Source organism: Roseovarius sp. D0-M9, from assembly GCF_037083805.1.
Lineage (GTDB): Bacteria > Pseudomonadota > Alphaproteobacteria > Rhodobacterales > Rhodobacteraceae > Roseovarius.
In genome coordinates, this window is record NZ_JBAPKZ010000002.1 from 16,286 (window position 1) to 30,039 (window position 13,754).

Consider the following 13,754-nt stretch of genomic DNA (forward strand, 5'->3'; position numbering starts at 1 on the left):
CCTCCTTGGCCCGCCGGGAACGGGACACCCTAACAGATGAGTGGCAGCCCGGAATGGATGATCAGAACAAGAACCTAATTCTCGCCACGGCGCTGAGTTTCCTCGTCATCATGTTGTGGTTCGTTCTGTTCCCTGCACCCGAGGCCCCCGAGACGCCGCCCACGGAGGTCACCGAGCAATCGGGGACCGAAAGCGGCGAAATCGCCGCCACGCCCGGTGCAATCGACGACACTGGCGCAGCCACGGGCAGCGCCGAGGCGCCCGGCCCCGCGGACGCCCCGCGCGTCACCATCGACACGCCCAGCCTGGAGGGGAGCATCTCTCTGCAAGGCGGACGCATCGACGAATTGTCACTCAAGAACTACCGCGAGACGATCGAGCCGGACTCGCCGATCGTCAATCTGCTGTCACCGATCGGCAGCAATCAGCCCTATTATGCCCTCTTTGGCTGGGCGCCAGGCTCGGGGCTGGACCCCGAATTGGTGCCGGGGGCCAACACGATCTGGCAGGTCGAGAACGGCGCGACACTGACGCCCGATAGCCCGGTCACACTGACATGGGACAACGGTGCAGGGCTCGCCTTCACGCGCGTGATCTCGGTCGATGACAAGTTCATGTTCAACGTCGAGCAATCGGTCGAGAATACCGGCGACGCTACCGTGTCTCTGGCGCCCTACGGCATTCTGGCCCGCCATGGTCTGCCGCCCGATCTCAAGAATTTCTTCATCCTGCACGAGGGCGGCATCCGCATGGCGGATGGTGAGCTGACCGAGACGGATTACGATGATTTCGACCCCATGTCAGGGGTCAAGACCACCGCGGTCGAGCAGGACGGCTGGACCGGTCTCACCGACCAATACTGGATGACCACGCTGATTCCGCGCGACACTGGCGGTTTCAACGTGACCACGCTGCGCGACAGCCGCCGCGACATCTATCAGACGACCGCGCGCATGCCGACCCAGACCGTCGCCCCCGGCGCCAGCGCATCGACCCGTCTCGAGGTCTTTGCGGGCGCCAAGGAGTGGGCGACGATCCGCGAATATCAGAACGAGAACGGCGTCGATCGATTTCTCGATTCGATCGACTGGGGCTGGTTCTTCTTCCTGACCAAGCCGATCTTTGCGGTGCTGCACTACCTCAACCAGATGATTGGCAACATGGGCTGGGCGATCATTGGCCTGACCCTGCTGATCAAGGCGCTTCTGCTGCCGCTTGCGTATAAATCCTACGTCTCGATGGCCAAGATGAAAGAACTTGGCCCGCAGATGGAAAAGCTCAAGGAAGAGGCCGGCGACGACAAGCAGAAGATGCAGAAGTCGATCATGGAGCTCTACAAGCGCGAGAAGGTGAACCCCGCTTCGGGCTGCTTGCCGATCCTGTTGCAGATCCCGATCTTCTTCTCGCTCTACAAGGTGATCTTCGTCACGCTCGAGCTGCGTCATGCGCCTTGGTTCGGCTGGATCCGAGACCTGAGCGCGCCTGACCCCTCGTCTATCCTGAACCTCTTTGGTCTGCTGCCCTTCGCGGCGCCAAACCCCGATTCGATATTGGCCATCTTGTCGCTTGGCGTGCTGCCGATCCTGCTTGGCGTGTCGATGTGGCTTCAGCAAAAGCTGAACCCGACACCGACCGATCCGACGCAAAAGATGATCTTTGCCTGGATGCCGTGGGTCTTCATGTTCATGCTGGGGCAGTTCGCCAGCGGCCTGGTGATCTACTGGATCGCGAACAACACGATCACCTTCGCGCAGCAGTATGCGATCATGCGGACACAAGGCTACAAGCCCGACGTCTTTGGCAACATCATCGAGGGTTTCAAACGCAAGCCCAAGAGCGATGACGCGGCCGCGAAAGAGACCAAGCCCAAGAGCGACAAATCGTGACATCCGTCGCAGCCCTCTGGCGTCACCCGATCAAGGGGCATGGCTTTGAGGCGCTGGACCGCGTCCAGTTGACTGAGGGATGCACAATGCCGTGGGATCGCCGCTGGGCCGTCGCACATGATGCGGCCCAGCCCGAGGCGGATGGACGTGCCTGGGCGCCTTGCCACAACTTCTCGCGCGGGGCCAAGGCGCCGCAGCTGATGGCGATTTCCACCACCTCTGACGAGGCTGCGGGCACCGTGACACTGCGCCACCCACAGCGGGACGATCTGACGTTCGATCCCGATCAGGACGCGGCGGCGTTTCTGGACTGGGTGCGCCCCCTGATGCCCGAGGATCGCGCGCAATCCGCGCGCGTCCTGCGCGCGCCGGATCAGGGCATGACCGACTCGGCGTTCGCGTCGATCAGCATCATCAATCTCGCCTCGGGCCAGGATCTGGCCGCGCGGCTAGGCCAGGATCTGTCGCCCTTGCGGTGGCGCGCCAACATTCACCTCAACGGGCCAGCGCCTTGGGCCGAGCGCGCATGGGTAGGCCGCACCCTGCGTATCGGCACGGCCGAGCTGGAGCTGCGCGAGGCGATCATTCGCTGCCGCGCCACCGCTGCAAACCCCGCCACGGGCGCGCGCGATGCCGACACGCTGGGCGCGCTGCAAAAGCTTGGTCATCAGGAATTTGGCCTCTACGGTGTGGTCACGCGCGGCGGCATGATCGCCGTGGGCGACACGGCGGAGATAATCTGATGGATGCGCTACCCTTTCCCGTTGCCGCCGAGCCGGATGAAATCACATCCGAGCGTGGCCGCATCCTCTTTGCCGGTGAGACCGACTTTCTCAAGGGTGTCGTTGCCATGTCGGGTCTGCCCGAGGCGGACCGGATCGAAGTGTGCTTTGCCGGACGCTCGAACGTGGGCAAATCGACCCTGATCAATGCGCTGACGGGCCGAAAGGCGCTCGCGCGGGCCTCCAACACGCCCGGACGCACGCAGGAGGTGAACTTCTTCACCCTCGCGGACAGCCACTATCTGGTCGACCTGCCGGGCTATGGCTATGCCAACGCCCCGCTTCCTGTGGTCGAAAAATGGCAGGCCCTGCTCAAGCGCTATCTTTCGGGCCGCCAAAACCTGCGCCGCGCCTTCGTGCTGGTCGACACCCGCCACGGGATCAAGCCGGTCGATCACGAGATCATGAGCCTCCTCGACAGCTCTGCCGTCACCTTTCAGGTCGTCATGACCAAGGCAGACAAGCTGCGCGGCACCGAGCTTGAGACGATCCTGAATCAGGTGCGCGGCGAGTTGAAGCGCCACCCCGCCGCCTTCCCCGAGTTGATCCTAACCTCGAGCGAGAAGGGTGACGGCATTGCCACCCTGCGCGCCACGATTGCTGGTCTCGTCTGATCGTGGCAGGCGTGATCCCTTGCAAGCGGGGGACGGGCGTTTGATAGTCAGGCCCCGAGGACCAACAGATGAAGCGACGTGACATGAACCGCGACTGGATTTCGACCGCCCGCACACTCAGCGAGGCCCTGCCCTACCTGCAGCGCTATGACGGCGCCATCGTCGTCATCAAGTTCGGCGGGCACGCCATGGGCGACGACGAGGCGATGGAGACCTTTGCGCGCGACGTCGTGCTGATGCGGCAGGTCGGTGTGAACCCCGTGATCGTGCACGGCGGTGGCCCCATGATCAACGAAATGCTGGAAAAGCTGGCGATCAAATCCAACTTTGTGAACGGCAAGCGCGTGACGGACGAGGCGACGATGGAAGTCGTCGAGATGGTCCTCTCGGGGCGCGTCAACAAGCGGATCGTGCAGGCGATCAACGCCCAAGGGGGCCGGGCAGTGGGCCTGTCGGGCAAGGATGCCAATCTGGTGATCTGCGATCCCGCCGATCCCGCGCTGGGGCTGGTGGGCGTGCCATCCAAGGTCGATCCGGGCATCCTTCATACGCTCTTCAAGGATGATGCGATCCCTGTCATCGCGCCCCTCGGCGCCGGCAAGGGCGGCGAGACCTACAACATCAATGGTGACACGATGGCCGGGGCCATTGCCGCCGCACTTACGGCGGACCGGCTGCTGCTCTTGACGGATGTGGACGGCGTGCGCGATGCGGCGGGCCATGTCATCACCGATCTCAAGGCCGATCAGGTGCGCGCCATGACGGCCGACGGCACGATCTCGGGAGGGATGATCCCCAAGACCGAGACGGCGCTCGAGGCAATTGCAGGCGGTGTGCGGGCGGTCGTCATCCTCGATGGCCGCGTGCCCAACGCCCCGCTGCTGGAGCTGTTTACCGATCACGGCGCGGGCTCGATGATCCGCGCATGACGCGCTACACCGCTATTTCAGGTGCCGCAGCGGCTGTGCATCTGGATGTGATGGGCGGCGTGCGCGAGGAGGGCAGCACGGTGATCCTGCTCGGGCCTGCGCGCAGCTTCTGGACCGCACTGAAGGCCAGCCCGGAGTGGCAGGATGGCGCGCCCGATCCGATTGATCGCTGGTCGCTGCGCGTGATCGGCGCGCTGGCAGAGCAATTTCACGGTGAGGCGCTCTTTCCCTTTGGCGGGCCGCCCTATCTGCCGTTTCTGCGGTGGGCCACCCAATCGGGCCGCGCATGGCAGAGCCCGGCAGGCATGCTGGTGCATGACACGGCGGGCCTCTGGGTGTCCTATCGCGGGGCGTTACGGCTGGCCGAGGACGTCGCCCTGCCTGCCACGGGCGCGTCCCCATGCGTGACCTGCTCAGATCAGCCCTGCATGAGCGCCTGCCCGGTCGATGCGCTCAGCGCCGCGCGGGGCTATGACGTGGCCGCCTGCCACGGCTATCTGGACACGCCCGGCGGCGCTGACTGCCTCGGCGGGGGCTGCAAGGCCCGCGGCGCTTGCCCGGTCTCGCAGCGCTTTGGCCGCGAGCCTGAACAATCGGCGTTTCACATGAGTTATTTTCACCGCTGAGCCGCAAGGGAAAACGGCCCCGAAGGGCCGTCTGAGGCGCACGGCAAGAACCGGTTCAGTGACCCAGGATCTGGCTCAGGAACAGCTTGGTCCGCTCGGACTTGGGGTTCTTGAAGAATTCCTCGGGCTCGTTCTGTTCGACGATCTGGCCTTGGTCCATGAAGATGACGCGGTTGGCCACCTGCCGGGCAAATCCCATCTCATGCGTGACGCAGATCATGGTCATCCCCTCCTCGGCCAGTTCGATCATCGTGTCGAGCACCTCCTTGATCATCTCGGGGTCGAGGGCTGATGTCGGCTCGTCAAAGAGCATGATGCGCGGCCTCATGCAGAGCGAGCGGGCAATGGCCACGCGCTGTTGCTGACCACCCGAAAGCTGGCCCGGATACTTGTCGGCCTGATCGGGGATCTTCACCTTTTCCAGGAAGTGCATCGCGGTCTTCTCCGCCTCGGCCTTGGGCACCTTGCGAACCCAGATCGGGGCGAGTGTGCAATTCTCGAGGATGGACAGATGCGGAAAGAGGTTGAAGTGCTGAAAGCACATGCCGACTTCCTTGCGGATCTTGTCGATATTCTTGAGATCCGAGGACAGCGTGGTGCCGTCCACCTCGATGGTGCCCTTCTGGTGCTCTTCCAGCGCGTTGATGCAGCGGATCAGCGTAGACTTGCCAGAGCCGGATGGCCCGCAGACGACAATCCGCTCGCCCCGGTTCACCGTCAGGTCAATGTCGCGCAGCACATGAAAGCTGCCATACCACTTGTTCATGTTGCGGATCGAGATGGCGACTTCGTCCGAGACCTTCATTTGAGCTTCGGCCATGAGAGATCTCCCTTAATGATGATCGGTCTGAAGCTGACGCTCCAACCATTGTGAGTATTGCGAAATGCCGTAGCAGACGACGAAGAAGAGCAGCGCGGCAAAGCCGAAGAGTTCCCAATAGACGCCGTTCCACTCGGTCGACGCCAGAATGGGGCCCCGAATCATGCCGACCAGATCGAACATCGAGATGACCGAAACCAGAGTGGTGTCCTTGAAAAGGCCCACGGCGATATTGACGATGCCAGGAATCGAGATCTTGAGCGCCTGAGGCAGGATAATCAGCCGCATCGCCTGAGGGTAATCGAGGCCAAGGCTATCGCCCGCCTCATATTGTCCCTTGGGCAGCGCCGCGAGGCCGCCCCGGATCACCTCGGCGATATAGGCCGAGGCGAACATCGTGATCATGATGATGACGCGCAGGATCAAATCGAAGTTCGTGCCGGGCGGCAGGAAATAGGCCAGCACCACGTTGGCAACAAAGAGCAAGGTAATCAGCGGGACGCCCCGGATGAATTCGATGAAGACGACGCAGATGCCCTTGATCAGCGGCAGGTTCGACTGCCGCCCCAGCGCCAGCAAGATCCCCAGCGGGATAGAAAGCGACACGCAAACCACCCCCAGGATAAGGTTCAACATGAAGCCGCCCATCTGACGCGATGGTACTTCCTGCATCCACGGGTTTGCCGGGGCGATCGCATCGGTGATCATGCCGCCTATCCACCACGTCAGCGCAGCCGCTGCGATACCGCCAAAGAAACCGGCGGCAAAGTTGCCTTTGACGAGGCGCGCGTAGGCGAGATATCCCACGACAAATCCGGCCATCGCAACCAGAGGGATCAGGATCGTGCCGCCCCAGATCAGGTAGTAGGCAACAAAGGGATAGAGCGCCGTGATGATCAGCAGCTTGCGCGGCAGCTTGAAGAACATGACGGGTGCAATAGCCGCAAAGAGCAGCACAAAGGCGAGACCGGCACGCCAATACTGGTCCCTTGGATACTGGAATCCAAAGAGCAGCTGGTTCCAACGCTCGGTCAGAACAGCAAAGCATGCCCCGACCTCACCTTGCAGCAGCTCGCGGCACGCCGACAGGCTGGGAGCCTCCCAGATGCCATTGCTGAGCCACGGCCAGATCGCGGTAAAGATCAAGTAAATGACGTAGAGTGATGCAACCGTCATCAGGGCATTGGCCCATGAACTGAACAGGTTGGTGCGCACCCATCTCACGGCTCCGGCCTCGGCGACGGGAGGGGGGGCTGGGGGAATGGCGGTGTCGCGGACGAAGGCGACGGATTCTGCGTGCATGTCCGACATATTACCGCTCCTTCAGCTTAACGGAGTTGTTGTAGACGTTCATGATCGCCGAAATCGCCAGCGATATCGCGAGATAGAACAGCATCAAGAGAAGGACACATTCGATGGCGCGGCCCGTCTGATTCAGCGTGATACCGCCCAGCGTCGCCGTCACATCGGCATATCCGACCGCAATGGCCAGAGACGAGTTCTTGGTCAGGTTCAGATATTGCGAGATCAGCGGCGGAATGATGACACGCAGCGCCTGCGGCAGAACCACAAGGTTCATGATCCGGCGCGGGCGCAGGCCAAGGGCGGCTGCCGCCTCGGTCTGGCCATGTGACACGGCCTGAATGCCTGCGCGCACGTTCTCGGCAATGAAGGCACCGGTATAGATCGACAGGGCGAACCACAGCGCGATCAGAGGCGCGCCGACCTTGATCCCACCCGAAAAGTTGAAGCCCGTGAGGGCAGGAATATCGAGGCCGATGGGCCTGCCCAGAACGAAAAAGATCAAGATCGTCGGAAGCAGCAGGATCAGCACCGAGGGCCAGCCCATGGGCAGCAGCTTGCCGGTGTCGAACAGCAGTTTCTTGGCGTAGGAGCGGTAGGCGAACATGCCGATGATGGAGGCAATGAACGTGCCCACGACAATCAACGAGCCCGGCCCCCAGATAGGATTCGGGATGTATATACCCCGGTTCGTGAAGGCGAAGAGACCGAAGAGCATCGTGCTGTCGGGCTCATCCCCCCGGAACGCACTCGGCGAGGGCAGCGAAACAGTCATGATCGCGTAAATGATGAGGATCCAGATCAGGACCGGCACGTTGCGGAACGCCTCGACATAAGCGGCCATGAGGCGTGAGACGATCCAGTTCTTGCTGAGACGCAGAACGCCCGCGATCACGCCGAAAATCGTTGCCGTGATACAGCCCAGAAAGGCCACCAGCATGGTGTTGAGAATACCGACCTTGGCGGCCTGCCAGTTGGACGACTGGCTGGAATAGGGGATCAGCGCCTGGCCGACATCGTATCCTGCCGTATCTTCGAGAAATCCGAAGGATATGTTCAGACCGGCAGCCCGGAGGTTGCTGATAAGATTGCGGCCCAGATAGAAGAAGACGGCAAACAGGGCAATCGCGGCGATGACCTGAAACGTGATGGCGCGGTAGCGCGTATCGCTCAACAGTTTCGAGACGCGGAATCCGCCCTTGTCGGGGTCGGTAACTGTGCTCATGTGACTTCCCTGATTTTCCCGGCGCTACTGGGCGGGGACGGTTGGTCCATCCCTCGCATGACGCGGGTTTTATTTTGGAAACTTCTTGGAAAAGTCGAAGGGCGCGGCAAGTGCCGCGCCCGTAGGGTCGATCTTAGCGCAGCGGGGGCGCATACATCAGGCCGCCGTCAGTCCATTGCGCGTTCAGTCCGCGCGCAAGGCCGATGGGGCTGTTCTCACCGATGTTCTTTTCGAAGATCTCGCCGTAGTTGCCGCCCGCCATGATGGCGCGCTTGGCCCACTCATTGTCGAGGCCCAGCATCTCGCCGAGGTTGCCCTCGGTGCCAAGGATCCGGTTGACCTCGGGCGCGTCGCCGGCTTCGGCGGACAGTTCGTTGATGTTCGCGCTGGTGATGCCCAGTTCTTCGGCAGCAATCAGTGCGTTCAGCGTCCAGCGAACGACATCGCCCCACTCGCTGTCACCATGACGGACCAGCGGTGCGAGCGGCTCTTTCGAGATGATTTCAGGCAGCAGGACGTGATCGCCGGGTGCCTCGAAAGTCGCGCGTGTGGATGCCAGACCGGACATGTCGGTCGTGTAGGCGTCACATGCACCTGCCAGATACTGCTGCTGGCCTTCCGCGTTGGTCTCGATCGGAACGGGCTCGTATTCCATGTTGTTCTTGCGGAAGTAGTCAGCAAGGTTCAGCTCGGTCGTGGTGCCGGTCTGCACGCAGATGGTCGCGCCATCCAGTTCCTTGGCCGAGCTGACGTCCAGCGCCTTGGGAACCATGAAGCCTTGGCCATCGTAGTAGTTGGTGCCGACGAACTCGAACTTGAGATCGGCGTCACGGCTGAGCGTCCAGGTGGTGTTACGCGCCAGCATGTCGACCTCGCCCGAGGACAGCGCAGTAAAGCGCGTCTTGCCAGTTGTGGGAACGAATTCGATTGCGTTCGGGTCACTCAGAACAGCGGCAGCGACGGCCCGGCAGATCGCCACGTCGAAGCCCTGCCACTCGCCATTTGCATCGGGCGCGGCGAAGCCGACGAGGCCGGTGGTCACGCCGCAGTTCAGCTTGCCGCGCGCCTTGACGTCGTCAAGGGTCGCAGCAGCAGCTGCACCGGCGGAGAGCCCGGCAACTGTCATCGCCCCAAGAATTACGAATTTTTTCATGTTTACCTCTTCCTGATTTTCCACTCGTTCAGCCAGAGTGGTTCATTTGGCCCATCGCGGGCCAAAGCAAAACACAGAGGGCTTCTCCCCCCGAGTGGATCGAATTTTGCGAGGATTCATTCCAAAAGGTCAAGAGCCGCATGACGAAAAATGATGCGTCACCTTGCCCGGTTACCTAGCGTCATACGTCCGATTTCAGGCGGATTTTTCACTGGCGAGGCAATAGAATTCCTCTGCGTGCAGGAATGCGGCGCGTTTGATGGCCGCCAGCTTCTCGGCATCCTCGTCAGCGCCCCAAACCTCGGCCTGCCATGCTTCGTCGAGGCGCGAGATTTGCCATAGTTCACTGGGGTGCCGCGCCTTTTTCTGTGCCGCCAGCCCCAAGACCAGTGACCCCGAAAGCGCAACCAGATCATGCAATGCCGTCAGCTCGAAAATACCTTGTGCATGCACCAACATGCGCAGGTTTTGCATCGCCGCATCGTCCTGTGGCGCAGGCATGATGCCCGGCACGGGGCGCAGCCGCGCATGCAGGACCGATTCGGCCCAATCCAGCAGCGGATCCCACTCTTCGGACTGGCGCAGCACCAATTCCTGCGGCGTGGTCGCGCGGTAGCACAGCAGATCCGTCTCGCCATAAGCGGCGATCATGTCGGCCACTTCGGCGTGCTGATGGGCCACCTTGTCCAATGCGGCATTGGCCGAGCGGGTCATGGGCATGTCGCGCGGGTCGATCTTCTCGGCGACGGCGTTCCACTCGGCCGCGATCGCGGCGGCAAGCGGGCGCGTCGGAACGATGAGCGCGGCCTTGGCCGGGGTCTTGACCGGCCGCGTGTCCAGAGCGATGCCAAAGCCATCCTCGCCTTGCGTCACCGTCGCCTCGGTCCAGAACCGTTTTGCCGCCCATTCGCTCATGCAGGCACCCCCCATTGCCGACCAAGACATGTGTTCAGGTCCGCCCAATCCTTCAGAAGGTGGTCCGGCTTCAGGTCGTCCACTGGGTGATAGCCCCAAGGCACACCGATCGTGGCGATACCCGCTGCGCGCGCCATGTCCATGTCGTATGTCGTGTCGCCGATCATCACCGCGTCTCTTGCGGCCACGCCCGTCTCGTCCAGCGCCGCGTGCAGCATTGCGGGGTGCGGCTTGGACGGGTGATGGTCGGCGACCTGCCGTGTGACAAAGAGGCCGTGCAGGCCGTGCCCCTCGATCAGCTTGTCCAGACCGCGCTGCGATTTGCCCGTGGCAACGCCCAGCAGCAGATCGTCGCGCGCCGACAGCTCTGCCAGCATTTCGCGCGTGCCTGGAAAGAGCGGCGAGGATTGCGCGGCCCCCGCCTGCGCGCGCAGGCTCATGTAGCTGCGCTTGTAGGCCTCGACGAGCGCGCCGTGATCGCGGGCCTTCAGATCGGGCGCCAGCCGCGCCATCGCCACGTCCAGCGACAGGCCGATGATCCCAACGATCGCCGCGCGCTCGGGGACGGGCGCGCCAACCTCCCCAAAGGCGTGGTGCATGGAGGCGACGATATCACCCTGACTGTCGACCAGCGTGCCATCCACGTCGAAGATCACGAGGCGAAGAGTCATTCCATCTCCTCGAAGGGATCGGCCGGCACCTCCGAGGGCGTCCATTGGAAGGTGTCCCAGGTGTGCTGCATGTGCTGTGGCAGCGGCGCTGTGATATGCAGCATGGCGCGCGTGACAGGATGCTCGATCTTGAGCGACCGGGCGTGCAGGTGCAGCTTCTTCGAGATGTCGCCGCCCAGTTGCGCGCCCCAGCCATCGCCAAGGTTCTCCTGCCCCGAGCCGCCGTATTTGCCATCGCCGACGACTGGATGCCCCAACTCGGCCATATGCGCGCGCAGCTGGTGGGTGCGGCCCGTCACGGGGACCAGCGCGCACCATGCGGTGCGGCTGCCTGCCGCCTCAAGCACGGCATAATCGGTGGTGGCATGTTTCGCGCCGGGGGTGCTGTCCACGTCGCGCGGGTGCAGCGCGTGCATCTTCTCGCCCTCGCCCTTGGCGCCGTGGCCGGGCGCCTTGACGAGGCCGAACTTGATCGTGCCCATGCGCGGCGTCGGCACGCCAGCGACGGCTGCCCAATAGAGTTTACGCGTGTTGCGGTGGCGAAACGCTGCGGTCAGCCCCTTGGCCGCCTCGCGCGTGCGCGCCAGCAGCAGAACGCCCGAGGTGTCCTTGTCGAGGCGGTGCACGAGGCGCGGCTTTTCCTCAAGGCCAAAGCGCAGCGCCTCGGCCAGACCATCGACGTGGCGCGACTGTTTCGAGCCGCCCTGCACCGGCAGGCCCGGCGGCTTGTTCAGCGCGATGACGTGGTCATCACGGTAAATGACGCAAGCGCGGATCATCGCGGCATCGGCATCGGTGACATGGGCGCGCGACCGGGCCTCGGCCTCGGCGGGATCGGGCAGCGGCGGGATACGCACGGTCTGGCCCGCTTCCAGACGGGTCGCGGCCTTGACCCGCCCGCCATCGACCCGCAGATCCCCCTTGCGGCACATCTTTTCGATGCGGCCCTGCTGTAGATGCGGGAACTGGCGGCGCAGCCAGCGATCCAGCCGCTGATCCGCATCGTCCTTGGAAACATAGATCGTCTGAACGCCGCTCATGACAGCACCCCCCTCATCATCAAAACGCCCAGCGCAAGCGACCCGATCGACAGCCCCACCGACAGGGCAACATATGCCAGCATCGCCCCGATCTGCCCCCGCTCGATCAGCGTCCACGCCTCGAGCGAGAAGGCCGAGAACGTGGTAAAGCCGCCAAGGATCCCGGTCATCACGAAGGGGTTCAGGGCCGCATGGCCCCGCTCCAGCGACCAGACCGCAAAGGCGCCCATCAGGAACGAACCAATCACGTTGACGCCCAGCACAGCCAGCGGAAAGCCGGGCTGTGCCATGCGCAGCGCCCACAGCCCTGCACCATAGCGCAGGCTGGCGCCGATTGCGCCGCCGAGGGCGACCGAGAGATAGGTCATGGCCATGCGCGCTCTGTCGCGCGGCGCCGCTGGGTTGTCAAGGTGGCGACGGGCCCGCGCGGGGGCGCGGGGCGTGCGAAACGTCTTGTTTCGCGGCTTGGGACGGCTAACATCGCGGCTTTCGATCCGGCGAAAGGCCCCCTTGATGACCGAGACCCCCGAGGCGCTGCTGCGCCGCCTCTTTGACCGCGCCGTGGCCGTAGCCGACCCGATGCAAAGCCTTGCCGCCGTGCTCCCGCCGCGCCCTGCTGGCCGCGTTGTCGTCATCGGCGCGGGCAAGGCATCGGCGCGCATGGCCGAGGCGGTCGAGGCGGCGTGGGGCCCCTGCGAGGGGCTGGTCATCACGCGCTATGGCTATGGCCGCCCCTGCAAGGGCGTCGAAATCGCGCTGGCCGCGCATCCTGTCCCGGATACGGCGGGCGTCGAGGCGACCGCGCGCATGCTGGATCTGCTCAGCGGACTGGGCGAAGATGATTTCGTGCTCGCCCTAATTTCGGGCGGGGCCTCATCGCTCTTGGTCGCGCCGGCAGGTGATATCACGCTGGCCGAGAAGCAGGCGCTCAATCAGGCCCTTCTGGCCTCGGGCGCGCCCATCGGACGGATGAATGCGGTGCGCAAGCATCTGAGCCGGGTCAAGGGGGGCGGGCTGGCCGCCGCCGCCTATCCCGCGCGCATGTTGGCGTTGATGATCTCGGACGTGCCCGGAGATGACCCCGGCACCATCGGATCTGGCCCGACGGTCGGCGAGGCCGGCAAGGCCGAGGCCGCCGCCGCCCTTCTTGCGCAGTATGGTATCGATGTGCCGCCCTCGGTGCGCGCCGTGCTGAATGGGGCCAGCCACGCCATCGCGCCGGATGATGCCCGCCTTGGGCGCACGCAAAACCTCATCTTCGCGGCGCCGTCGCAATCGCTCGCCGCTGCCGCCGATCTGGCGCGGGGCGCAGGCATGACCGCGCGCGTCCTTGGCGATGCGATCGAGGGCGAGGCCCGTGACATCGCAACAGATCACGCCCGCCTTGCGCTGAAGGCCCAAGCCGAGATGCAGCAAGGCGCCGCGCCGCTGGTCCTGCTGTCGGGCGGCGAGTTGACGGTGACCCGGCGCGGGGATGGCATCGGCGGGCCGAACGCCGAATACGCGCTGGCACTGGCCGTCGCGCTGGATGCTGCGCCCGGCATCCATGCAATCGCCTGCGACACCGACGGCGTGGATGGCGCCGCCGAGGTGGCCGGCGCCCTCATCGGGCCGGATACCCTGTCACACGCCGCCCGATGCGGCGCCGATCCGGGCGCGGCACTGGCGCGCAACGATGCGCATGGCTTCTTTGGCACGCTGGGCGCGCAGGTGGTGACCGGCCCGACCCTGACCAATGTGAACGACTTCCGGGTGATCCTGATCCAGCCGCGCGTAGAGCCAGAAAGTTGA

Annotated in this window: 14 protein-coding genes; 6 read left to right on the forward strand and 8 right to left on the reverse strand. The window is 63.7% G+C overall.

Annotation, left to right across the window (positions count from 1 at the left end; translation table 11 throughout):
• Positions 1–53: 53 nt before the first annotated feature.
• The 5 genes from yidC (at position 54) to V8352_RS01800 (ending at position 4,837) form a co-directional block, all read left to right on the forward strand.
• A complete protein-coding gene (yidC, locus tag V8352_RS01780; protein WP_336422538.1) occupies positions 54–1,886 on the forward strand; it encodes a membrane protein insertase YidC in 1,833 nt (610 codons plus the stop codon).
• Positions 1,880–2,629 (forward strand): MOSC domain-containing protein, encoded by a 750-nt coding sequence (locus V8352_RS01785; RefSeq protein WP_336422777.1) that lies wholly within the window; start codon positions 1,880–1,882, stop codon positions 2,627–2,629. Before yidC ends, V8352_RS01785 begins: the two co-directional genes overlap by 7 nt.
• Positions 2,629–3,282: a ribosome biogenesis GTP-binding protein YihA/YsxC gene (gene yihA / locus V8352_RS01790; protein WP_336422539.1), complete on the forward strand. Its 654-nt coding sequence runs from the start codon at positions 2,629–2,631 to the stop codon at positions 3,280–3,282. Before V8352_RS01785 ends, yihA begins: the two co-directional genes overlap by 1 nt.
• Positions 3,283–3,350: 68 nt before the next feature.
• Entirely contained in the window at positions 3,351–4,211 is an 861-nt protein-coding gene (gene argB, locus V8352_RS01795) for an acetylglutamate kinase (protein WP_336422540.1), read from the forward strand.
• Complete coding sequence (locus tag V8352_RS01800; RefSeq protein WP_336422541.1) at positions 4,208–4,837, forward strand: ferredoxin; 630 nt, start codon at positions 4,208–4,210, stop codon at positions 4,835–4,837. The genes argB and V8352_RS01800 overlap by 4 nt, the downstream gene beginning before the upstream one ends.
• Positions 4,838–4,892: 55 nt before the next feature.
• Here the strand turns inward: V8352_RS01800 and V8352_RS01805 are convergent, their stop codons facing one another.
• The 8 genes from V8352_RS01805 to V8352_RS01840 form a co-directional block, all read right to left on the reverse strand.
• On the reverse strand, positions 4,893–5,657 hold the full coding sequence (locus V8352_RS01805) for an amino acid ABC transporter ATP-binding protein (RefSeq protein ID WP_336422542.1): 765 nt from the start codon (positions 5,655–5,657) through the stop codon (positions 4,893–4,895).
• Positions 5,658–5,669: 12 nt separating this feature from the next.
• Positions 5,670–6,968, reverse strand: coding sequence for an amino acid ABC transporter permease (locus V8352_RS01810; RefSeq protein ID WP_336422543.1), 1,299 nt, complete (start codon positions 6,966–6,968; stop codon positions 5,670–5,672).
• Between the two features lies 1 nt (position 6,969).
• The gene (locus tag V8352_RS01815; protein WP_336422544.1) at positions 6,970–8,184 is read right to left on the reverse strand and encodes an amino acid ABC transporter permease; all 1,215 of its coding nucleotides are present in this window, start codon (positions 8,182–8,184) and stop codon (positions 6,970–6,972) included.
• 133 nt (positions 8,185–8,317) lie between these two features.
• The gene (locus tag V8352_RS01820; protein ID WP_336422545.1) at positions 8,318–9,337 is read right to left on the reverse strand and encodes an amino acid ABC transporter substrate-binding protein; all 1,020 of its coding nucleotides are present in this window, start codon (positions 9,335–9,337) and stop codon (positions 8,318–8,320) included.
• Between the two features lie 195 nt (positions 9,338–9,532).
• On the reverse strand, positions 9,533–10,252 hold the full coding sequence (locus V8352_RS01825; protein WP_336422546.1) for an ATP12 family chaperone protein: 720 nt from the start codon (positions 10,250–10,252) through the stop codon (positions 9,533–9,535).
• A complete protein-coding gene (locus V8352_RS01830) occupies positions 10,249–10,923 on the reverse strand; it encodes an HAD-IA family hydrolase (protein WP_336422547.1) in 675 nt (224 codons plus the stop codon). The genes V8352_RS01825 and V8352_RS01830 overlap by 4 nt, the downstream gene beginning before the upstream one ends.
• Positions 10,920–11,963, reverse strand: a complete 1,044-nt coding sequence (locus V8352_RS01835) for an RluA family pseudouridine synthase (protein WP_336422548.1) — start codon at positions 11,961–11,963, stop codon at positions 10,920–10,922. Before V8352_RS01835 ends, V8352_RS01830 begins: the two co-directional genes overlap by 4 nt.
• The gene (locus V8352_RS01840; RefSeq protein ID WP_336422549.1) at positions 11,960–12,337 is read right to left on the reverse strand and encodes a fluoride efflux transporter FluC; all 378 of its coding nucleotides are present in this window, start codon (positions 12,335–12,337) and stop codon (positions 11,960–11,962) included. The genes V8352_RS01835 and V8352_RS01840 overlap by 4 nt, the downstream gene beginning before the upstream one ends.
• 139 nt (positions 12,338–12,476) lie before the next feature.
• On the opposite strand from V8352_RS01840, the gene V8352_RS01845 reads away from it, so the two are divergent.
• Entirely contained in the window at positions 12,477–13,754 is a 1,278-nt protein-coding gene (locus V8352_RS01845; RefSeq protein ID WP_336422550.1) for a glycerate kinase type-2 family protein, read from the forward strand.